The following is a 21313-nucleotide window of genomic DNA, read 5'->3' on the forward strand; positions in this document are numbered from 1 at the left end:
TAACAAAAGCTTAAAATTTCAGTTTTTAATTTTTAATAGTAATAATATAGAGGGAATGAGCGTAATGAAGAAAACAAAACTATTTAGTTTTTTCTTTGCATTTTTACTCTTCTTCTCACTCGGTGCCACTTTTATTCAACCAGCTCAAGCAGCTAGTGAAAAGAAAGTAGCAGAAGGTAGTGTTTTAAAGAAGATTAAAAAGAGTGGAGAGCTAGTAGTAGGTACATCCGCCGACTATCCGCCATTAGAATTTACAGCAAGTGAAAATGGCAAGACTAAGTATGTTGGAGTCGATATTGAATTAGCTAAAGACATTGCCAAAGATTTAAACGTAAAGCTTGTTATTAAAAATATGTCTTTTGATTCACTGTTAGTTGCACTTGAAACAGGAAAGGTAGACATGGTTATTTCTGCTATGACGCCTACCCCTGAGAGAAAACAAAGTGTAGCTTTTTCAAAAATTTACTACAAGCCAAGTGGTGAATATTTTTTAGTAAACAAAAAAGATAAGGATAAGTATACAAGCATCCAAAGCCTTAAAGGCCAAACTATTGGTGCTCAAACAGGAGGTAACCAATATAATTTAGTTAAGTCGCAAATGAAAGATTCTAAGTTAAAAGGTCTTGGGAAAATTAATAACTTGGTCTTAGCTTTACAATCTGGTAAGGTTTCGGCAGTTGTCGTTGAAGAATTAATCGCTAAAGCTTATGCGGAAAATAATAATAGCTTAGCCGCAGTACGTTCAAACCTGAAAGAAACACAGTCTGGAAATGCAGTAGCAATTGCAAAGGGACAAGATGAATTAGTTGCTCAGGTGAATAAAACTATTGATCATGTTCAAAAGAAAGACTTAATTAATAAACAATACCTTCCAGCAACTGCCAAATATATGAAAACGGAAAAGAAAAGTAATACTTTTGCTAAATATATTCCATACTTCTTCAAGGGCATCTGGTACACGATTGTAATTACTGTCTTTTCTGTCATTATTGGTATTGTTTTAGGAATCATTTTAGCCTTGATGCGCCTGTCTAAGAATCCAATTTTACATTGGCTTGCTGTTTGTTATATTGAATTTATTCGCGGTACGCCTCAAATGGTTCAAATCTTGTTTGTATACTTTGGAATTGGATATTTGATTTCTAATCTTTCAGCCTTGGTTGCTGGTATTATTGCCATTGGGCTTAATTCTGGAGCCTATGTGGCTGAGGATATTAGGTCAGGAATTGATTCTTTGCCAAAAGGACAAATGGAAGCAGCACGTTCCCTAGGTTTAAGCCGTCAGAAGGCATTTAGATATGTAATTATTCCTCAGGCAATAAAGAATATTTGGCCAGCCTTAGGTAATGAGTTTATTACTTTATTAAAGGACAGTTCTTTGGTTTCAGTAATTGGGGTTGCTGAATTAATGTACCAAACACAATTAGTTCAGACTTCAACTTATAAGGGTGTATTGCCATTATTCATTGCCATGATTATTTACTTTGTTATGACTTTCTCATTGACGAGATTGTTGAATCACTTTGAAAAGAGGATGAAACGTAATGACAGCAATGATTAAGGTTGAACATTTAAAGAAAAGTTTTGGAAAAAAAGAAGTCCTCAAAGATATTTCAGCAAATGTTGATAAAGGAAAAGTTATCAGTATCATTGGCCCATCAGGTTCAGGAAAAAGTACATTTTTACGCTGTCTTAATGTACTTGAAAAGCCAAGTAGTGGTAAGATCGTTTTTGATGGACAAGATTTAACGCATATTAATGAAAAAGAGTTAGATGTTTTACGTGAAAAAATGGGAATGGTTTTTCAAAGTTTCAATCTTTTTCCTAATATGAATGTAGTTGAAAATATCAAACTTGCTCCAATGAAAGTTAAGGGCGTAAGTGAAGATGAGGCTGAGAAACAAGCTTTAGAATTACTGGCTAAAGTTGGTTTGAAAGATCGGGCTGAGCAATATCCTTCGAGTCTCTCTGGTGGTCAGCAGCAGCGTGTTGCCATTGCTCGGGCGTTAGCGATGGATCCAGAGGTAATGCTGTTTGATGAGCCAACAAGTGCATTAGACCCAGAGATGGTCGGAGAAGTTTTAAAGACAATGCAGGATTTAGCTGATTCGGGAATGACGATGGTTATCGTTACTCACGAAATGGGGTTTGCTCGTGAAGTTTCTGATGAAGTTTGGTTTATGGCGGATGGATATTTACAGGAACAGGGCAGTCCTGAGCAAATTTTTGAAAATCCGCAGAGCCCACGTGCACAAGATTTCCTTTCTAAAGTTTTATAAATATTAATATTTCTTTTAAATAAGCACTTTCTTTTTACAAGGAGAGTGCTTTTCTTTATAATGGTTTCTTGATAAAAAAGTTGGAAAGGGATGAGTTTAATGAAGATTAGACAAGCTACAATAAATGACTATGATCAAATCATGACAATTTTGAAGGATGGAGCAAACCAACTAGCAGAGCGCGGAGTTGATCAATGGCAAGGAGACTATCCTTCTCCAGATCAAATTAAAGATGATATTGAAAAAGGCTTTGCTTATCTTGCTGTTTCAGCTGATGGCGAAACTGTTGGAGCCATTTCAATTGTTGAAGCTCCAGATCATTCCTACGATAATTTAAAGGGTAAATGGCTTCGTAATACAGACAAGTATGTGGTAATACACCGTGTCGCAATTCATTCAAAGCATGCGGGCAATGGTTATGCTACTAAATTGTTGACTGAGGTAATTGATTATATCCGTGATAATCGTAAAGATATTGATAGTATTCGTATTGATACTCATGAAAATAATACTGCGATGCAGCATTTGATTGATAAAATGAACTTTACTAAAGTAGGAGAACTACATGGCGTTTATCGTCCCGATGAAATTTCATATGTTTATGAAAATGTCAGAGAATAGATAACTTTTTGGCTAGGTTGAAAAACCTAGCCTTTTGTTTAGTTTATGCGTTCTGTTGACAGAGGATATTATGATAAAATATTCTTGTTAAATACTGTAAATTACATGGAGAAATTGATGAGAACAAATTTTAAATTTAAAATAGCTGCTGTTTTAGGACTGCTAGCTATTTTAATCGGACTTACAGGCTGTGCTAACAATAATAGCAATAAGATTACTGTTGTTGGATCTAGTGCCATGCAGCTTTTGGCTGAGCAAGCTGGAAATGACTATCGTCTTTCTCATCCAGACAGTAATATTGTTGTTCAAGGTGGAGGTTCTGGGACTGGTCTTAGCCAAGTACAGGCTGGTGCTGTTGAAATCGGAACTTCTGATGTTTTTGCTGAAACACAAAAAGGAATTGACGCCACAAAATTGCAAAATCATCTAGTTGCAGTTGTAGGTATTGTACCAATTGTTAATAAGAGCGCTGGCGTGAAAAATTTAACCAGACAGCAATTGAGTGATATTTTTACTGGTAAGATTACCAACTGGAAACAAGTTGGCGGAAAAAATCAAAATATCACTGTAATTAATCGTTCTAAAGGTAGCGGTACTCGAGGAACTTTTGAAGGCTTAATTCTGAATGGAAAAAAGCCAATTCAAGCGCAAGAACAAGATTCTAACGGTACTGTGCGTAAGATCGTCAGCTCTACGCCAGGGACGATTTCTTATATTTCTTTCCCATATGCTAATGATGAAAATATTCAAAAACTGAGTATTGACAAAATAAAGCCTACGAATAAAAATGTGGAAACAAATCGTTGGCATCTTTGGTCTTACGAGCATATGTATACTAAGGGAAAGCCTAATAAAAATGTTCAAAAGTTTATTGATTATATGCTTGGTAGTAAAGTTCAAAATGACTTAGTGCCAAAGCTAGGCTACATTAGTATCAATAAGATGCAAGTTGAACGTGATAGTAATAATCATGTTGTTCAAAAATAAAGAATAGGACGTTTTGATGAATAACAAAGATCTAAAAAAAGTAGTTGAATCTGCTTTAGATAAGCAAAAGGTTCCTCATGTTAAATTAAAGAAGATTGGAGCTAGCAAGGTTGATGTTGCTAGTTTAACTGAACCCTCAAAAGAAACGCGACAAGAATATTGGGGTAAGGGGTTAACTTACTGTGCTATTATCTTAATTATTATTTTAGTTGCTTCAATTATTGGTTTTATTGGCTTTCATGGCTTAGAAACATTTACTAAAGACCACGTAAATGTATTTCAATTTTTGACTTCTAGTGACTGGGATCCAGGTGAAGGAAAGGGCCATGTTGGTGCGGCTGCAATGATTGTAACTTCTTTTTCAGTAACTTTATTAGCAGCTTTAGTAGCAACACCATTTGCAATTGCAGTAGCCTTGTTTATGACTGAATATTCTTCTAAAAAAGGCGCACGCTTTTTACAATCCGTAATTGAATTATTAGTTGGGATTCCATCTGTTGTTTACGGATTTTTGGGGTTAACAATTATTGTCCCATTTATTAGAAATATTTTTGGTGGCACAGGATTTGGTATTTTGTCTGCTACTTTGGTTTTATTTGTCATGGTCTTACCAACGATTACTTCTTTGACTGTTGACAGTTTAAAGGCTGTTCCTTCTGACTACCGAAAGGCTTCTTTTGCTTTGGGAGCAACTAAGTGGCAAACAATTTATAAGGTTATTTTGCGAGTTGCTTCTCCTAGAATTATGACTGCGGTAATTTTCGGAATGGCACGTGCTTTTGGGGAAGCATTAGCCGTACAAATGGTTATTGGTAATGCGGTCTTAATGCCAGCTAACTTAGTAAGTCCATCAGCTACTTTAACTAGTCAATTAACTAGTCAAATGGGAAATACCGTGATGGGAACTTTGCCTAATAATGCCCTTTGGTCCTTAGCCTTGTTATTATTAATTATGTCTTTAGTCTTTAACTTCTTAGTCCGCTTAATTGGAAAGAGAGGACAGAAATAATGAATGCAAAAACGCGTAATAAAATTGCTACGGCTGGTATTTATACCTTGGTGAGTATTGTCGTAATTATTCTTTTTGGAATTTTAGGCGATATTTTAGTTTCTGGTGTACCACATCTTTCATGGCATTTTTTATCTTCTGAAGCCTCTTCTTATCAAGCTGGTGGTGGAGTAAGAGATCAGCTTTTTAATTCTTTATATTTATTAGTCTTGACACTGATTATTTCTTTGCCAATTGCATTAGGGGCTGGGATTTATTTAGCAGAATATGCTAAGGATAATTGGTTTACAAACTTAATTAGAACAACCATTGAAATCCTGAGTTCTTTACCATCCATTGTTGTAGGTTTATTTGGTTACTTATTATTTGTAGTGCAATTTGGTTTTGGCTTTTCTATTATTTCTGGTGCATTAGCACTAACATTTTTTAATCTACCAACTTTGACTAGTAATATTGAACAAGCTATTGAAGGTGTTCCACAAGCCCAAAGAGACGCTGGACTTGCTTTAGGCTTATCGAACTGGAAGACAATTCGGGGGATTGTTTTACCTGCAGCTTTACCTGGAATTTTAACAGGTATTATTTTAAGTGCTGGTAGAATTTTTGGTGAAGCAGCAGCTTTAATTTATACTGCAGGTCAAAGTGGATCAACAATTGACTATAGTAATTGGAATCCGCTTAGTCCAACTAGTTTCTTAAATGTTATGCGCCCAGCAGAAACTTTAGCTGTTCATATTTGGAAAGTTAATACCGAAGGAATCATTCCTGATGCAACAATTGTTTCAGCTGCAACTTCTGCTTTATTAATCATTGTGGTTATTTTGTTTAACCTGGGTGCACGTGCCTTAGGTAACCATTTATACCGCAAGTTGACAGCTGCTAAGTCATAAGGAGAAATTTATGCAAAATGTAAATGAAGCACCTACTTTTATTCATCAATTCGATCAAGATGAACAAATTATTTCTACTAAGGACCTTAGTGTTTTTTACGGTGGGAGTATTCAAAAGCTTTTTGGAGCTAGTCTGCAATTTAAGAAAAAAACAATTACTGCCTTAATTGGTGGATCTGGATCAGGAAAGTCGACTTTTTTACGTTGCCTTAATAGAATGAATGATAAGGTTGCTCGAGTTGATGGTGAAATTTGGTATCACGGCTTAGATATTAATAAAAACAATATCAATGTTTACCAATTAAGAAAAAATATTGGCATGGTCTTTCAAAAGCCAAATCCATTTCCAAAATCAATTAGAGAAAATATTACGTATGCTCTAAAAGCAAATGGCGAAAAAGATAAGCAAAAGCTAGATCAAATTGTCGAAGAAAGTTTAAGAGCAGCTGCTTTGTGGGATGAGGTGAAGGATAAGCTAGATAAGAGTGCCTTAGCAATGTCAGGTGGACAACAGCAACGTTTATGTATTGCTCGAGCGCTTGCCTTGAAACCCGAAATTCTGCTTCTTGATGAACCGGCTAGTGCGCTTGATCCTGTTTCTACCTCTAAGCTTGAAGATACGCTCAAGCAATTGAGAACCGATTATACGATGATTATGGTTACTCATAATATGCAGCAAGCTAGTCGTATTAGTGACTATACAGCTTTCTTTCATTTAGGACATGTTCTAGAGTACGATAAAACAGAAAATATTTTCACTAATCCTAAGGGTGAAATTACGGAAGATTATATTCGCGGAAGTTTTGGATAAGGGGTTTACTGTGGAAAATATTATTACAAGTAGAGATGTTCATCTAAGTTATGGAAATGTTGAAGCTTTGCATGGGATTAACTTGGATTTTGAAGAAAAAGAATTAACTGCTTTAATTGGACCTTCGGGGTGTGGAAAGTCAACTTTCTTGCGCTGCTTAAATAGGATGAACGATGATATTCCAAACATTCATATTAGCGGTGATATTCAGTTCGAAGGACAAAACATTTATGGTTCTAAGATGGATCTGGTAGAATTGCGTAAGGAAGTTGGGATGGTTTTCCAGCAGCCGAGTCCTTTTCCATTTTCTGTTTATGACAATATTGCTTACGGATTAAAGATTGCTGGAATTAAGGATAAAGAGTTAATTGATCAGCGCGTTGAAGAAAGTCTTAAGCAGGCAGCAATTTGGAAAGAAACAAAAGATAATTTAGATCGCAATGCCCAAGCCTTTTCTGGTGGTCAGCAGCAAAGAATTTGTATTGCGCGTGCTTTAGCAGTTCGTCCGAAAGTAGTTTTGCTTGATGAACCCACGAGTGCGCTTGATCCAATTTCAAGTAGTGAAATTGAGGAAACCTTACTTGAATTAAAGCATGAATATACTTTTATCATGGTGACGCATAATTTGCAGCAGGCCAGTCGAATCAGCGATTATACTGCTTTCTTAATGAGTGGGGACTTAATTGAATATGGTAAAACAGCTGATATGTTCATGAATCCTAAGAAACAGATTACAAGTGATTATCTGAATGGACGTTTTGGTTAATAAGGAGAAGTTTTAAGATGCATGAAGTTTTTTTAGATGAATTACGTAAATTAAATACCCGCTTTATGGGGATGGGGATTGATGTTAGTGAGTCAATTGAGGAAGCTACGCAAGCCTTTGTTGATCATGATAAAAAATTAGCTCAAAGCCTAGTAAAAGATGATCAAAAAGTTTCTCGGGCTGCTACTAAAGTTGAGAAGAGAACCTTGAAGTTAATGGCTCTTCAGCAACCGGTTGCTAGTGACTTTAGAAATGTAATTAGTATCTTAAAGGCAACGGGAGATTTAGAACGAATTGGCGAAAATGCACTTTCAATTGCTTGGGAGACAATAAGAGTAAAGGGTAATCCACGTATTCCAGAAGTTGAAACAATTATTAAGTCAATGTCTAAGAAAGTTAACTTCATGCTTGATCAAGTTTTAAAAGCTTATGTTCAAGGTGATGAAAAATTAGCTCGTGAAGTTGCTAAAAAAGATGACGAAGTAGATGAAGATTATGTGAAGGCGCGTAAGTTGATTATTGCTGGGATTAAACAAGATCCAGAAGCTGCAGTTGCTTCTTCAAGTTACTTTATGGTAATTCGTTTACTAGAACGTATTGGTGACCACGTAGTTAATTTAGCACAGTGGGTTGTTTATAAGATGTCAGGTGAATTAGTTGACTTAAATACTAAAGATACTGATGAAATGACTGAACTATAGATGAAATGGCTGAACTATAATTGAAAATATTTAAATTAGAAGACTGCAATTTTGCAGTCTTTTTTGTGTAGATAAATGTAAGCGCGTGCAAATTTTCATAAAGAAATCTATAATAAAACTATAAATAAAACTGTAAATGTGATCGGGGGAAGTTATGAGTAATACAGTTCAAAAAAAGAAAAAGCATCAATTTCCAACAGCGTATACGGTTATTATTATCGTTCTGCTATTGGTGCAGATTTTAACATTTTTTATTCCATCGGGTAATTATGCAACGCTTGAGTATGATCAACCTAATAAGGAATTTGTGATTACTAAGCCAAATGGTAGTAAACATAAAGAGGCAGCAACCCAAAAAACTTTAGATAAGTATAAAGTTAAGATTGACGTGAAGAAGTTTACTAATGGTACCATTTATAAGCCTGTGGCAATTCCTGATTCTTATGAAAAGATCGATCAGAAAAAGCCAGGACTAGGTGGAGCAATTTATCAATTTTTATCTTCACAAGTAAATGGAATTGCGCAAAGTATTGATATTATTGCCTTTGTTTTAATTCTTGGTGGATGTATTGGTGTTGTTCACGCAAATGGTGCAATTGATGCCGGTATGCAGGCACTTTCTAAAAAGATTAAAGGTAAGCAAGTATTATTGATTGTTTTGGTAATGGGCTTGATTGCCATTGGTGGTACAACTTTTGGTTTAGCTGAAGAAACCATGGCCTTTTATCCAATTTTGATTCCAGTATTTTTACTGGCAGGATTTGACCGTATGACGGTTGTCGCGACGATCTTCTTAGGAACCAGCATTGGTACGATGGCGTCAACTATTAACCCATTTTCAACTGTAATTGCTTCTAATACTGCTGGTGTTAACTTTACAGAGGCATTGCCGTTAAGAATTTGCATGTGGGCAACTTGTGTTATTGTGGGGATGATTTATGTTATTGCATATGCTAAAAAGGTACAAAAGAACCCTAAGGCTTCATATGTTTATAATGATTTCGTTAAGGAAGATCAAGAATATCTGAATCAAGACCAAACAATACAAGAGCATGAATTTACTTGGCGCCAAAAATTAACATTACTTGTTTTCGCAATTGCATTTATTGTAATGATTTGGGGCGTTCAGCAAAAGAGCTGGTACTTCACTGAAATTGCAGTTGTCTTCTTAGCAACTGGATATATTTTTGCCTTTATTTCAGGCTTAAGTGAGCACAAGTTTGTTGAAAGCTTCGTAAATGGTGCAGGCGACTTATTAGGTGTAGCTTTAACAATTGGATTAGCGCGTGCCGTTTCAATTGTGATGGAAGAAAGTCATACTAGCGATACCATTATGAACTTCTTTAGCCAACAAGTTTCTGGTATGCCACCACTACTGTTCATTTGGTTTATGTTCTTGGTCTACATTGTTTTAGGATTCTTTATTCAATCATCTTCAGGTTTAGCTGTTCTTTCAATGCCAATTATGGCACCATTAGCTAACGTAGTTGGTATTGACCGAGCAAGTATTATTGATGCTTATAACTGGGGACAAGGCTTTATCAGCTTGGTAGCTCCAACTGGTTTGATCTTAATGAGCTTAATGATGGTGAATATCGGCTTTAATAAGTGGTTTAAGTTTTGCTGGAAATTATTAGTAATTGAATTTGGTATTTGTTTAGCATTTTTAGCAATTGGCTTAGTTGTTTACTGATAAGGCAGATAAATAGCTTTTATTAATTTTTATAGTTATGATTTAAATATAAATATTGTTTTATTCAAGGAGGCATTTTTATGGCTTATCCAAAAACTAAAAAAATTATGAATGAAATCGTTGCTGATTTAACTCAAGCGCATATGGTTGTTCATCAACATCATTGGTATATGCTCGGAAGAGGATTTTTGAAATTACACCCATATTTAGATGATGTAATGGATGAATTAGCTGAACAACAAGATGGAGTTGCAGAAAGATTAATTGAGATTAACGGTAGTCCAATTTCAACTTATGAAGAAGTATTAGAAGAAACTAACGTTCCAGATCAAGTTGGCAGCTGGGACTTATCCATGGAAGAAAGATTTCAATTAATTGTTAATGCATATAAGCAATTACGAGATGATTATGAACGTGGTATTAAGATTAGTGAAGATGAAGGCGACAATTCCACTAATGACTTATTAATTGCTTATCATACCGCCGTTGAAAAGAGAATCTGGATGATGTCAGCTGAACTTGGTAAGAGACCTGGCGAAGGTGAATAGATTTTAAAGAATAAAAAAGGAGCGAATGAATTTTTGCTCCTTTTTATCGTTTATTGTATGATTTAGAAAAATTATAAGTTAAATATATTCTTTTAAGTGAAATGGAAAATTTAGGTATAACAATGGATCTATTTAACAACCAACAAGCTCGAGATGCTGCAATTAAAGCCATGCATGAATATCATTTAGCCTATAAAGCAGGGCAAAGTATTGATACAACAGAAGTTAAACAATCGCTGAAAAAGTTATCTCAATCAGATAGAACTTTTATGTTTATTCTAGGAAATACAAGCAATCCATTAGTTGCAATTCCGTCAATCAATTATGATATAAAGAAAAACACTTTAAATAAATTAATTATGGCCTACTTTTATTTCAAAAAAGAAACCGAAAACAAAATGGACAGGCAAATATTAGTGGTGCAGGCAGATAACTTTTATAAATCAGTTGCCTTAAATAAATAATAAATGCTCCTTTTTGCTATAATTAAAAGAAAAAGATCGTGCATGAAAGGAAAAATTGATGAATAAAGTTACAATTGTTGGATCAATTAACGTTGACAACATTATGCATATCAAGAAACTTCCTCAACCAGGAGAAACAATAGCAATGTCCGAATTTTCAAAGGCAGCTGGTGGAAAAGGCGCAAATCAAGCAGTTGCAAGTAGTCGTGCCAAGAATGAAACAATATTTGTTGGCCGTGTTGGGGATGATGACAATGGCCGCTTTATGCTTGAACAATTTAAGGATAATGGAGTTAATGTTGATCATGTAACAGTAACGCCTAATGAACAAACTGGTCAAGCTTATATTTTGCTTCAAGAATCTGGTCAAAATTCGATTATTATTCAACATGGTGCCAACTTTGATGTAACTGCTGAAGATGTTAGAAATGCCAAGGATCAAATTGAAGATAGCGATTTTGTGATTGCACAATTTGAAACTCCACTTGAAGCAATTATTGAAGCCTTCAAGATTGCTAGAGCTGCAGGTAAAACTACTATTTTAAATCCTGCTCCTGCTCGTACTGACATTCCAAAAGAATTATTAGAGTTGACCGATTTAATTACTCCTAATGAAACTGAAGCTGAAAGTATTACCGGGATTAAGGTTGATAGTGAAGAATCAATGAAGAAAAGCAGTGAAGTCTTTCATCAGATGGGGATTAAAGGCGTAATTATCACTATTGGTGAACGTGGTTCTTATGTTTCCTATGAAGATATTGAAGAGATTATTCCAGCCTTTAAAGTCAAGGCCGTAGATACAACCGCCGCAGGTGACACTTTCTTAGGTGCTCTATCTAGTGAGTTAAAACCTGATTTAAGCAACTTAAAAGATAGTGTTGTTTATGCGTCTAAATCTTCGTCATTTACTGTACAAAAACTAGGTGCATTTCCATCCATTCCGACTAGAGATGTAGTTGAGCAAGCTTTAAAGGAGAACTAAATAATGGACAAGAGTGAACAAGATCAATTAAAAAAGGAAGCAGCCACTAAAGCTGCTATGATGGTAGAATCTGATTCTGTTTTAGGTGTTGGAACTGGGTCAACAGTTGCTTTCTTTATTGATGCATTAGGTGAACGCAAAGAAAAAGAGGGTTTTAGTCTTAAGCATATTGTTACTACTTCTAATCGTAGTAAAAAGCAACTTGAAGGTTTAGGCTTTAAAGTTGATGAGTTAGCAGATATTGACCAGGCAGATTTAACTGTAGATGGAGCAGATCGTGTTGATGATAATCTAGATGGAATCAAGGGTGGCGGTGGCGCTTTAACTTTAGAAAAGAATGTCGCTATTAACTCAAAGAAGATCATTTGGATTGTTGATGAATCTAAAATGGTTCACCACCTAAGTGGTTTTCCGCTTCCAGTTGAGGTTTTACCAGTTTCAGCTGAACAAAATTTTAAACGTTTTGAAGTAGAAGGCTTAAAACCGCAATGGCGTCTAGATGATAACGGCAAGCGTTATGTAACGCATTATGGAAATTATATTATTGACTTAGCTGCTGATCCAACTCCTGTACCATATGGCTTAGCAGATTACTTAGATCACACAGTTGGTGTTGTTGAACATGGATTGTTCTTAGATATGTGCGATGAAGTTATTATTGCTCATAGCGATGGTACGATTGAAGATAAGAAAAGAAAATAGATAGTTTTAAAGAAAATAATCTAACTTTTAAAGACTTGACTAGTTCAAGTCTTTTTTTGTAACAAATCTTAGTTCATAATAAATATGATACGTAGATTTAGAAAGAAGGACCTTTATGTCAAAAAAGCCCTTAATTATTAGTACAGATCCGGGAATTGATGATGTAGCTGCAATGACGATTAGTCTCTTTGCAGCTGATCTTGATGTTAAGATGATTGTTCCTACTTGGGGAAATGTATCCTTAGAACACACGCTTCAAAATACTCTTGATTTAGAAAAATTTTTACATACTAAGGTACCAGTAGTTAAAGGTGCTAATCAACCACTAGTACGTCCAGCAATTAGTGCTGCTTCAGTTCATGGCGAAACAGGAATTGCAGGTTTTGAATTTGAAAAAGCAAATAATGATTTATTAATGTCAGGTCTTGCTGCTACTAAAATGTGTGAAGCAATTAAAAGTAGTCCTGAAAAGGTAACTCTTTTAGGAATCGGCCCATTAACTGATTTTGCACTTTTATTTAAGCAGTATCCTGATGTAGTAGAGAATATTGCTAAAGTTTATATTATGGGCGGAAATATTGGTCATGGAAATCATAGTCCATTTGCGGAATATAATATTGCTGGAGATCCGGAAGCTGCTCAAATTGTCTTTCATTCTGGATTACCAGTCTATGTTGCTCCACTTGAAATTGGCGACAAGGCGCATTTGACACAAGATCAAATGGATAAGATTAAGGAATGCGGCGAAGTTGGAAAGATGCTATATTCGATGTTTTCACATATTCATGAGCCAGATGGTGATCTTAGAATTAAGATTTATGATCCAACTGCTGTAGGTATAATGCTTCATCCTGAATTCTTCACCTTGAAGCCTGCGAATGTTGAAATTGAATTAGCTGGACGTTATACTTATGGCGCTAGCGTGATGGACTTTTTAAGCAAAGAACATAACGCACAAATCGCAACCGACGTCGATACAGAGAGGTTTGCAACTTGGTTCGTTCAAAGTATCCAAGCTGCCAATAACGGGAGAAAATAATGACTGATTTAGTCTATCGCTCAGTAATGCGCGATATTAAACAAAAAATACTTAATAATGAATATGAAGATATGCGCTTACCAGATGAGCGGAGTTTAAGTGATTATTACCATGTAAGTCGTTCATCAATGAAGCGAGCTTTGGGATTACTTGCACAGCAAGGAATAGTCTTTAAAAAAAGGGGTAGTGGAACTTTTATTAATCCTCTTTACTTAAAGAATCAAGCTCTCTTTAAATATGAGGGATCAAATTTAGGTATTACGGATTCTTTTAGTGTTCCAGGTAAAAAGCAAAGTATTGAGTTACTAGACTATCAAGTAATTAAGGCTGATGAAGATTTAAGACAAGATCTATTTTTGAAAGAATCAGATTTTGTTTACCAAATTAAGCGATTGCGTTTATTAGATGATCAACCATTTTTGATTGAAACCGGCTTTATTCCAATTAAGATTACGCCAGAATTAAATCCAGATATTTTAAAAGGATCTCTGTTTAATTATTTAGAAGATACGCAAAATAAAACTGTAACGCGGTCATTCTTAACGATTACAGTTGAACCTTCAACATTAGAAGATCAATCTAAGTTAATGCTGGCTCCTAATGAACCAGTTGGCGTGATGGAAGGTATTTTCTTTTTAGATGACGGAACGCCATTTGAAGTTTCAAATATGCGAATTCACTATAAATATATGAAATACAATACTTTTGTTAACTTAAGTCAAGAATAAAAAAATAAGGCATCGTTTTTCTCGGGGGATGAGAGAAACGATGTCTTTTTTGATTGAGGGGATAGTTTAATCAAATTGCAAACTATCATTAATTGGTGCCAGATATACATAGTTTAAGTTAGTATTTTTGCATTGTTCACTGAGAGAATTAATTAAAGCATCTTGTTCCTTAGTGATTGGAATTTGTTTTAGCGCTATTTGAGATTGTAAAAACATAACTAACTTATTACTCCAAGCAGCTGCGTCATCATGATTTTCCGCTTTTGCTATAACCTTTAAAATTGCTTTTTCAAGAGGAAGATATGCGTTAATTTGTACTTTATTAAAACTAGCATATAAGTCCTTTAACGTTATGACAACTTCATTTTGTTTAGTAATAGTATTTTCTAACATGATAATGACCTCGCTTCGTAAATAACTAATTTATTTCTGGGCCCACTTAAATACTAGCATCTGCAATGTATGAAAAGGTGTTTTTACGCCCATATTGCAGCTTTTGTTAAGTGTTTGTCTTGATTTAAATAACATCATACTGAAATTTATCAGTGAATTGTTTCTTAAATACTGATAAATACTTAGAATAAAGCTGAAAATACAGAGAAACACGCAAATATGATAGGGCTTTCTGATAAGATTAGACTTGTGAGGTGAGAGAGATGCAATCGCAAGTTGAAAGATTAGATTTAATTAGACGTACATTAGATGAAAGAAAAACAATTAGTACGCGTGAAATTATGCAATTATGCCAGGTTTCCTTTGATACGGCTAGAAGGGATGTAATTAAATTAACCAATACTGGTCAAGCAATTCGAATTCATGGTGGACTGATGAAAATTAAACAAGGAACAGTGCCTGACTATAATTCTAGAGCACATGTTTTATCACCTATTAAGAATAAGATGGCTAAAATGACAGCAAAATATTTGACGGCTGATAAGTTAATATATTTGAATGCGTCAACTACGATTTCGCAGCTTTGCCATTATTTAACAGGTTTGAATGCCACAATTATGACAAATTCAATTGATAATGCAGGAGCCTTAATGATGGATAATTTGCCTAATGTGATTTTACTAGGTGGCTATTTGAATAAGGAAAACCACTATACATCTTCTTTAAATAGTTTGAAAGAAATTGATCAGTATGAGTTTGACGTTGCTGTGATTGGAACGTCATCGGTTAATAAGAATGGTGTATTTGTAGTTAATCATTCTGATGCTCAGATTGAAAGAGAAGTAGTTAATCGGACAAAGACAGTTATTTTGCTAGCAGAAGAGTATAAATTTAAAGAAGATCGATCATCCCCGTACAAGGTAATGGACTGTAAGCAGGCAGATATTTTAATTACGGATAATCGATTAGCTCCTCAGTATCGAAAATATTTCAAAAAGAATATCAAGATTCGCGAGGTATTAGCAGAAGAAAGTCAAAATTGAATTTACAAAATTGGACCGTCCCAATAATTTTAAAAGTTGAATTTTAATGCTTGATGAATTATGATTAATACTGTAATAAGCAATGAAAACTATTTCAAGGAGATACTTGCTATGGTAGTAAATTATGATTCTGAAGAATATTTAAAGAGCGTCGATGCATATTGGCGTGCAGCCAACTACTTATCAGTTGGTCAACTATTTTTAATGAATAATCCACTATTAAAAGGCGAATTAAAAGCTGAAGATGTAAAGCCCAAGCCAATTGGTCACTGGGGGACAATCGTTCCACAAAACTTTATTTATGCTCATTTAAATCGTGCAATTAAAAAGTATGATTTAAACATGTTCTATATTGAAGGATCCGGTCATGGTGGCCAAGTAATGGTATCTAATTCATACTTAGATGGTTCATATACTGAGCGCTATCCAGAAATTACTCAAGATGAAAAGGGAATGGCTAAGTTATTTAAGCAATTTAGTTTCCCAGGTGGAGTTGCTTCTCATGCTGCACCAGAAACACCAGGATCGATCCATGAGGGTGGCGAATTGGGCTATTCACTTTCTCATGGTGTAGGTGCAATTTTAGATAATCCGGATGTAATTGCAGCGGTTGAAATTGGTGACGGTGAATCAGAAACTGGTCCACTTGCTACTTCTTGGTTCTCAAGTAAATTTATTAATCCAATTAAAGACGGTGCTGTCATTCCAATTTTACAAATCAATGGCTTTAAGATCTCTAATCCAACTATCGTTTCCAGAATGAGCGATGAAGACCTAACTAAGTACTTTGAAGGAATGGGCTGGAAGCCATATTTTGTTTCTGCATATAAAGATGGCGAATTTAATGGTTACAAGGACCACATGGAAGTTCACCACGAGATGGCTAAGACAATGGATGAAGTTGTTGAAGAAATTAAGGCTATTCAAAAGCATGCCCGTGAAAATAACGATGATTCATTAGTTAAATGGCCAATGATTGTCTTTAGAGTGCCTAAGGGATGGACAGGTCCTAAATTTGACTTAGATGGTAATCCAATTGAAAATAGCTTCCGTGCTCACCAAATTCCGATTCCAGTTTCTCAAGGTGATATGAGTCATAAGGAAATGCTTACCGACTGGATGGAAAGCTATAAACCAGAAGAGCTATTTAATGAAGATGGGTCACCTAAGGAAATTGTTAAAGAAAACACCTTATCTGGCGACCAAAGAATGGCGATGAATCCAGTAACTAATGGCGGAATTAATCCTAAAGTGTTAAATATGCCAGATTACCGTGATTTTGCAGTGAAGTTTGATAAACCTGGTTCTGTTGAAAAGCAAGACATGGCTGAATGGGCAAAATACTTAGACAAGATGGCTGCCTTAAATCCAACTAATTTCCGTGGTTTTGGTCCAGATGAAACTAAATCTAACCGTTTATTCCAACTTTTAGATAATCAAAAACGTCAATGGATGGAAAATATTCATACTCCAAATGATGAAAACTTGGCTCGCGAAGGTCGCGTGATTGATTCGCAATTATCTGAACACCAAGATGAAGGATGGCTTGAAGGTTACGTTTTGACAGGCAGACATGGTTTCTTTGCTACATATGAAGCATTTGGCCGCGTAGTTGATTCAATGCTTACCCAACACATGAAGTGGTTAAGAAAGGCTAAAGAACAAACTTGGCGTCATGATTATCCAGCTTTGAACTTAGTTGATACTTCAACTGTTTTCCAACAAGATCATAACGGTTATACTCACCAAGATCCTGGTATGTTAACCCACCTTTATGAAAAGAACCGTCCAGATTTAATTCATGAATACTTACCAGCAGATACTAACTCACTTCTTGCTGTATCTGATAAGGCATTTAGAGATCGTGAATGCATTAACGTTTTAGTAACTTCCAAGCAACCTCGTCCGCAATGGTTCTCGATTGAAGAAGCTAAAAAGTTAGTTGATAAAGGTCTTGGCTACATTGACTGGGCATCAACTGATAAGGGTGCTAAGCCAGATGTTGTCTTTGCTTCCACTGGTACTGAACCAACGATTGAGTCGTTAGCTGCGATTGATTTATTGCATAAAAAGTTCCCAGACTTAAAGATTCGTTACATTAATGTTATTGATGTCATGAAATTAATGTCTCCAGAAAAGAATCCGAATGCAATCAGCAATGAAGAATTCGATCGTCTTTTCCCTAAAGACACACCAGTCATCTTTGCATGGCACGGCTTTAAACCAATGATGGAATCAATTTGGTTTGATCGTGGACGCGGAAAGAATGATGTTCATATTCATGGCTATGAAGAAAATGGTGATATTACTACGCCATTTGATATGCGAGTATTGAACCATATGGATCGCTATGATTTAGCAAAAGATGTTGTCGAAAGTGTTCCTGAACTAAGTGAAAAGAATGCTGACTTTATTGATGAAATGGATAGCTTGCTTGCTAAACACCATCAATATATTCGCGACAATGGTAAAGATATGCCTGAAGTTACAGAATGGCAATGGAATGGCTTAAAATAGAGTTTAATAAATAATTTTTATAGAAAGACCTAATAAATGTTAGGTCTTTTTTTTATGGCTAATTAGTTATTAAAATTAGCTCTATCCTAAGAGCAGCATAGCTGTTATAATGAGCTTATAGAATGTAAGTGTAATTTTATTGATAAAATATTGAAGGGATGATTGGATGGAATTTAAAGATGTCTTAGCACGTGAACATGCAACAAGAAAATTCACGGATCAAAGAGTAAGTGAAAAAACTGTACGTAAGGTTATCGAAGAAGCACAAAGAACACCATCTTTACTTAATTCGCAGCCTTGGCGCATTTATGTTGCTGAAGGTGAAGTAGCAAAAGCAATTAGAAAAGAACACGAAGAAAAGACTTTGGCTAATGAAGAACCTCACGAAGAATTTGATTCATTATTAAAAGTTGAATGGGATACGTTTCCAAGTAAGAACATGGCAACAATGAGTGAAACTTTAGATTATTTCTTACGAGGAGAAACAGATGATTTTGATCAAGCTCAACTAAAATTATTCAATGCTCCTGTAATTGTTTTTCTTACTATTCCTAAACAATCTCCAGCTTGGTCAATCTTTGACTTAGGTGGCTTTTCACAGACTTTAATGCTGGCTGCAAATAATCGTGGCTTAAGTACAATGCCAGCACATGCTTTTGTTAAGTATCCAGAAGTAATTAGAAAATATTTGAATATTCCAGAAGATGAAACAATTGGAATTGGGATTGGCTTAGGATATCCTAATAAAAAGGCAACGATTAATGATTATAAGTCTAAGCGTGTACCACTGGATGAAATTTTAAAAATTAAGAAAAATCTTTAACCATGATTTCCTGAAGAATTGAATGTAGATATTCTAGTTCTTCAGGATTTTTATATCCACTTATTTAAAATAAAATTAAAATATGGCATAATTATAAAAAACGGTAAAAGGGATGAAAATGATGACTTTATTAGTTTCTCCGCAGCAGTGGGCTAATTGGGATCAATGGTATAACTACACTTTGCTTGGCTATGTTTTAATTTTAGGAACTATCTTTTTATTTGTGGGCTTAATCCCATTTTTATGTGTAAAAAATAAATTAACGGCGATTTTATTTGGACTAACGACTACAACTCTATGCATTTTTTTAGGCCTATCGTATTTTAAAAATAAGGAATCAACAGAATATAGGAAGGAAAATCATTACTTAACTGCAATGGTAAGAGTATATGATGCTCAAATTTTTGCCAAAAAGTATTATGATCCAAATGAAATTGAAACATTTAAATATGTGGCAGATATTAATACACCTTCTCATTTGCCTTCGATTTATCAAAAAATTCCTGTTAAACAAGAAGTTACTTATCTTGGTAAAAATGATTATTATGCTTTTGTTAAACTAGATAATACAGTGATGAAATTTAGTTTAGCAGATTGTAAGAAGATTCCTGGTAATAAAGCCTATTTTACTGGTTATCATTTTAAGATACGAAATAAGAAATTTTTGAAATTAGGTTTTATTGATTTAAAACATGATTTACGCGATAAGATTGAGTTACCAGCAGATTCTTATAATAAGCAAGTATCAGAGAATATTGAAGAAAATTACAATCATCCAGGATTAGTTGCAAACTGGATCCCTGATTCGGAGAAATAATGCTAAAATAGAGATGTAATTATTTAATATATAAAAAAGGTGAAGATCACTTGTCTACAAGTACTATAACTACTAATTTAATTGTTATTTTCATAACGTTTTTAATTGCGATATTCTTTGTTGTTGCCGAATTTGCTTTAGTGCAAACTAGATCTAGTCAGCTAGAAGATATGCTAGCAAACGGTCAAGGTAGCCCTAAGAAATTAAAGCGAGCATTACACATGGTTCATAACTTAAATGAATCATTATCTACTACTCAAGTAGGTACGACCTTGGTCGGTGTTATTTTAGGTTGGATTGGTCAAGGAACGATCGAAGAGTTATTGACTGATGTATTTAAGATGACGCCCTGGTTTGGAGTAAAGACTAGCGGAGTATTAGGAGCAACTTTAGGTGTTGTACTATTAACATACTTAGAAGTTGTTGTAACTGAAATTGTCCCTAAAAATATTGCCATTGATATGCCTGTTAAGTGTTTGATGGCTGTTGTTACTCCTTTGACTGTATTTCATACGGTAGTATACCCATTTGTTTGGCTACTTAACCATAGCGCCAATGGCTTACTTCATTTGTTGGGAATGCAATCAGCTGATGAAGAAAGTGAAGTTTATTCACAATCTGAAATTCTCCGTTTATCGCGTAATGCTGTGACTGGCGGTTCACTTGATAAAGACGATTTGTTATATATGGAGCGTGCCTTTGAATTAAATGATAAGGTTGCTAAAGATATTATGACTGACCGTACTCAGCTTCAAGTTTTGAATGCCACTGATAATGTTAAGACGGCTTTAAAGAAATATATTGAGGATGGTTTCAGCCGTTTTCCAGTTGTTCGTGATAACGATAAAGATGATATTGTGGGGTATGTTTATGCATATGATATTGTAAGTCAAGATCAGGAGAATCCTGATGTTCCCATTACTAGAATTATTAGAGCGATTATTACTGTGCCTGAATCAATGTTAATTCAAGATATTTTGAAGTTAATGATCAAAAAACACACTCCAATTGTTCTAGTAGTAGATGAATATGGTGGTACCAGTGGTATCGTAACGGATAAAGATATTTATGAAGAACTCTTTGGTTCGATCAAAGATGAAATCGATGATGTTTCCGATGAATATATTGTTCGTGACGATCACGGCGACATTCATGTTTCAGGAAAGACTACTTTATACGATTTTGAACGTTACTTCCATACTAAGCTTAAGAGTTTTGAAGACAGCGATATAATTACTATCGGTGGCTATATGATGGAACATTACCCTAACCTAAAGAAGGGTGAATCTGTTGACTTAGAAGGTTTTAAGTTTAAGTTAGTAAATATTGAACAAGGTTTCATGCGTTGGTTCCTTGTTTCTAAGATAGCTAAGGATACTGACAAAAAAGCAGCAGATAGCGATCAAAATAGTGAAGAAAAAGCCAAATAATCGGCAAAAGCACCTTAAGATGGGTGCTTTTTTTGATAATTAAATGTTATAATTCTACTAATAACAAAGC

Annotated in this window: 22 protein-coding genes; 21 read left to right on the top strand and 1 reads right to left on the bottom strand. The window is 34.9% G+C overall.

The window, feature by feature from the left end; all coding sequences use genetic code 11:
* Positions 1–64: 64 nt before the first annotated feature.
* The 16 genes from F3I00_RS02935 to F3I00_RS03010 all read left to right on the top strand — a co-directional run bounded on the left by F3I00_RS02935 (position 65) and on the right by F3I00_RS03010 (position 14220).
* Positions 65–1561 (top strand): ABC transporter substrate-binding protein/permease, encoded by a 1497-nt coding sequence (locus F3I00_RS02935; RefSeq protein WP_020806822.1) that lies wholly within the window; start codon positions 65–67, stop codon positions 1559–1561.
* Positions 1545–2279: an amino acid ABC transporter ATP-binding protein gene (locus tag F3I00_RS02940; RefSeq protein WP_024273037.1), complete on the top strand. Its 735-nt coding sequence runs from the start codon at positions 1545–1547 to the stop codon at positions 2277–2279. The genes F3I00_RS02935 and F3I00_RS02940 overlap by 17 nt, the downstream gene beginning before the upstream one ends.
* A gap of 99 nt (positions 2280–2378) precedes the next feature.
* Positions 2379–2900 (top strand): GNAT family N-acetyltransferase, encoded by a 522-nt coding sequence (locus F3I00_RS02945; RefSeq protein WP_020806820.1) that lies wholly within the window; start codon positions 2379–2381, stop codon positions 2898–2900.
* A 117-nt stretch (positions 2901–3017) separates the two neighbouring features.
* Positions 3018–3887, top strand: coding sequence for a phosphate ABC transporter substrate-binding protein (locus F3I00_RS02950; protein WP_020806819.1), 870 nt, complete (start codon positions 3018–3020; stop codon positions 3885–3887).
* Between the two features lie 16 nt (positions 3888–3903).
* Positions 3904–4896 carry a phosphate ABC transporter permease subunit PstC gene (pstC, locus tag F3I00_RS02955; RefSeq protein ID WP_020806818.1) on the top strand — a complete coding sequence of 331 codons (993 nt, stop codon included), beginning with the start codon at positions 3904–3906 and terminating at the stop codon, positions 4894–4896.
* Positions 4896–5786, top strand: a complete 891-nt coding sequence (pstA, locus tag F3I00_RS02960) for a phosphate ABC transporter permease PstA (protein WP_003647609.1) — start codon at positions 4896–4898, stop codon at positions 5784–5786. The genes pstC and pstA overlap by 1 nt, the downstream gene beginning before the upstream one ends.
* A 10-nt stretch (positions 5787–5796) precedes the next feature.
* The gene (gene pstB, locus F3I00_RS02965; protein WP_003647608.1) at positions 5797–6597 is read left to right on the top strand and encodes a phosphate ABC transporter ATP-binding protein PstB; all 801 of its coding nucleotides are present in this window, start codon (positions 5797–5799) and stop codon (positions 6595–6597) included.
* 10 nt (positions 6598–6607) lie between these two features.
* Complete coding sequence (gene pstB, locus F3I00_RS02970) at positions 6608–7363, top strand: phosphate ABC transporter ATP-binding protein PstB (RefSeq protein ID WP_020806817.1); 756 nt, start codon at positions 6608–6610, stop codon at positions 7361–7363.
* 17 nt (positions 7364–7380) lie between these two features.
* Entirely contained in the window at positions 7381–8064 is a 684-nt protein-coding gene (gene phoU / locus F3I00_RS02975; RefSeq protein ID WP_048684893.1) for a phosphate signaling complex protein PhoU, read from the top strand.
* A 154-nt stretch (positions 8065–8218) separates the two neighbouring features.
* Positions 8219–9757 carry a YfcC family protein gene (locus F3I00_RS02980; protein ID WP_020806815.1) on the top strand — a complete coding sequence of 513 codons (1539 nt, stop codon included), beginning with the start codon at positions 8219–8221 and terminating at the stop codon, positions 9755–9757.
* Positions 9758–9837: 80 nt separating this feature from the next.
* Complete coding sequence (locus F3I00_RS02985) at positions 9838–10305, top strand: DNA starvation/stationary phase protection protein (protein ID WP_003649196.1); 468 nt, start codon at positions 9838–9840, stop codon at positions 10303–10305.
* Positions 10306–10427: 122 nt separating this feature from the next.
* Positions 10428–10769, top strand: coding sequence for a hypothetical protein (locus F3I00_RS02990; protein WP_065169551.1), 342 nt, complete (start codon positions 10428–10430; stop codon positions 10767–10769).
* Between the two features lie 58 nt (positions 10770–10827).
* On the top strand, positions 10828–11751 hold the full coding sequence (gene rbsK, locus F3I00_RS02995; protein WP_020806813.1) for a ribokinase: 924 nt from the start codon (positions 10828–10830) through the stop codon (positions 11749–11751).
* A gap of 3 nt (positions 11752–11754) precedes the next feature.
* Entirely contained in the window at positions 11755–12453 is a 699-nt protein-coding gene (gene rpiA, locus F3I00_RS03000) for a ribose-5-phosphate isomerase RpiA (RefSeq protein WP_020806812.1), read from the top strand.
* A gap of 115 nt (positions 12454–12568) precedes the next feature.
* The gene (locus F3I00_RS03005) at positions 12569–13492 is read left to right on the top strand and encodes a nucleoside hydrolase (RefSeq protein WP_065169552.1); all 924 of its coding nucleotides are present in this window, start codon (positions 12569–12571) and stop codon (positions 13490–13492) included.
* A complete protein-coding gene (locus F3I00_RS03010) occupies positions 13492–14220 on the top strand; it encodes a GntR family transcriptional regulator (RefSeq protein ID WP_003647599.1) in 729 nt (242 codons plus the stop codon). The genes F3I00_RS03005 and F3I00_RS03010 overlap by 1 nt, the downstream gene beginning before the upstream one ends.
* A 66-nt stretch (positions 14221–14286) precedes the next feature.
* On the opposite strand, the gene F3I00_RS03015 is transcribed toward F3I00_RS03010, so the two are convergent.
* Positions 14287–14613 carry a bacteriocin immunity protein gene (locus F3I00_RS03015; protein ID WP_020806810.1) on the bottom strand — a complete coding sequence of 109 codons (327 nt, stop codon included), beginning with the start codon at positions 14611–14613 and terminating at the stop codon, positions 14287–14289.
* A 263-nt stretch (positions 14614–14876) separates the two neighbouring features.
* Here F3I00_RS03015 and F3I00_RS03020 point away from each other — a divergent pair, with 263 nt between their 5' ends.
* The 5 genes from F3I00_RS03020 to F3I00_RS03040 all read left to right on the top strand — a co-directional run bounded on the left by F3I00_RS03020 (position 14877) and on the right by F3I00_RS03040 (position 21243).
* Positions 14877–15656: a DeoR/GlpR family DNA-binding transcription regulator gene (locus tag F3I00_RS03020; protein ID WP_020806809.1), complete on the top strand. Its 780-nt coding sequence runs from the start codon at positions 14877–14879 to the stop codon at positions 15654–15656.
* 111 nt (positions 15657–15767) lie between these two features.
* Entirely contained in the window at positions 15768–18173 is a 2406-nt protein-coding gene (locus F3I00_RS03025; protein WP_020806808.1) for a phosphoketolase family protein, read from the top strand.
* A 166-nt stretch (positions 18174–18339) separates the two neighbouring features.
* Entirely contained in the window at positions 18340–18996 is a 657-nt protein-coding gene (locus tag F3I00_RS03030; protein ID WP_003649188.1) for a nitroreductase, read from the top strand.
* Between the two features lie 118 nt (positions 18997–19114).
* Positions 19115–19813 (top strand): hypothetical protein, encoded by a 699-nt coding sequence (locus F3I00_RS03035; protein WP_201288369.1) that lies wholly within the window; start codon positions 19115–19117, stop codon positions 19811–19813.
* Between the two features lie 50 nt (positions 19814–19863).
* Positions 19864–21243, top strand: a complete 1380-nt coding sequence (locus tag F3I00_RS03040) for a hemolysin family protein (protein ID WP_039157093.1) — start codon at positions 19864–19866, stop codon at positions 21241–21243.
* Positions 21244–21313 lie beyond the last annotated feature (70 nt).

Source organism: Lactobacillus sp. JM1, from assembly GCF_009834385.1.
GTDB lineage: Bacteria > Bacillota > Bacilli > Lactobacillales > Lactobacillaceae > Lactobacillus > Lactobacillus paragasseri.

What these genes read in the sequence shown, in the direction of transcription:
- F3I00_RS03005 (WP_065169552.1), top strand. Translation starts at nt 12,569, where the DNA reads ATGTCAAAAAAGCCCTTAATTATTAGTACAGATCCGGGAATTGATGAT.
- F3I00_RS03025 (WP_020806808.1), top strand. Translation starts at nt 15,768, where the DNA reads ATGGTAGTAAATTATGATTCTGAAGAATATTTAAAGAGCGTCGATGCA.
- F3I00_RS02985 (WP_003649196.1), top strand. Translation starts at nt 9,838, where the DNA reads ATGGCTTATCCAAAAACTAAAAAAATTATGAATGAAATCGTTGCTGAT.
- F3I00_RS03035 (WP_201288369.1), top strand. Translation starts at nt 19,115, where the DNA reads ATGATGACTTTATTAGTTTCTCCGCAGCAGTGGGCTAATTGGGATCAA.
- F3I00_RS02980 (WP_020806815.1), top strand. Translation starts at nt 8,219, where the DNA reads ATGAGTAATACAGTTCAAAAAAAGAAAAAGCATCAATTTCCAACAGCG.
- F3I00_RS03020 (WP_020806809.1), top strand. Translation starts at nt 14,877, where the DNA reads ATGCAATCGCAAGTTGAAAGATTAGATTTAATTAGACGTACATTAGAT.
- rbsK (WP_020806813.1), top strand. Translation starts at nt 10,828, where the DNA reads ATGAATAAAGTTACAATTGTTGGATCAATTAACGTTGACAACATTATG.
- pstB (WP_003647608.1), top strand. Translation starts at nt 5,797, where the DNA reads ATGCAAAATGTAAATGAAGCACCTACTTTTATTCATCAATTCGATCAA.
- pstA (WP_003647609.1), top strand. Translation starts at nt 4,896, where the DNA reads ATGAATGCAAAAACGCGTAATAAAATTGCTACGGCTGGTATTTATACC.
- rpiA (WP_020806812.1), top strand. Translation starts at nt 11,755, where the DNA reads ATGGACAAGAGTGAACAAGATCAATTAAAAAAGGAAGCAGCCACTAAA.
- F3I00_RS02935 (WP_020806822.1), top strand. Translation starts at nt 65, where the DNA reads ATGAAGAAAACAAAACTATTTAGTTTTTTCTTTGCATTTTTACTCTTC.
- F3I00_RS02950 (WP_020806819.1), top strand. Translation starts at nt 3,018, where the DNA reads ATGAGAACAAATTTTAAATTTAAAATAGCTGCTGTTTTAGGACTGCTA.
- F3I00_RS02945 (WP_020806820.1), top strand. Translation starts at nt 2,379, where the DNA reads ATGAAGATTAGACAAGCTACAATAAATGACTATGATCAAATCATGACA.
- F3I00_RS03010 (WP_003647599.1), top strand. Translation starts at nt 13,492, where the DNA reads ATGACTGATTTAGTCTATCGCTCAGTAATGCGCGATATTAAACAAAAA.
- F3I00_RS03015 (WP_020806810.1), bottom strand. Translation starts at nt 14,613, where the DNA reads ATGTTAGAAAATACTATTACTAAACAAAATGAAGTTGTCATAACGTTA.
- pstC (WP_020806818.1), top strand. Translation starts at nt 3,904, where the DNA reads ATGAATAACAAAGATCTAAAAAAAGTAGTTGAATCTGCTTTAGATAAG.
- F3I00_RS03030 (WP_003649188.1), top strand. Translation starts at nt 18,340, where the DNA reads ATGGAATTTAAAGATGTCTTAGCACGTGAACATGCAACAAGAAAATTC.
- F3I00_RS02990 (WP_065169551.1), top strand. Translation starts at nt 10,428, where the DNA reads ATGGATCTATTTAACAACCAACAAGCTCGAGATGCTGCAATTAAAGCC.
- F3I00_RS02940 (WP_024273037.1), top strand. Translation starts at nt 1,545, where the DNA reads ATGACAGCAATGATTAAGGTTGAACATTTAAAGAAAAGTTTTGGAAAA.
- phoU (WP_048684893.1), top strand. Translation starts at nt 7,381, where the DNA reads ATGCATGAAGTTTTTTTAGATGAATTACGTAAATTAAATACCCGCTTT.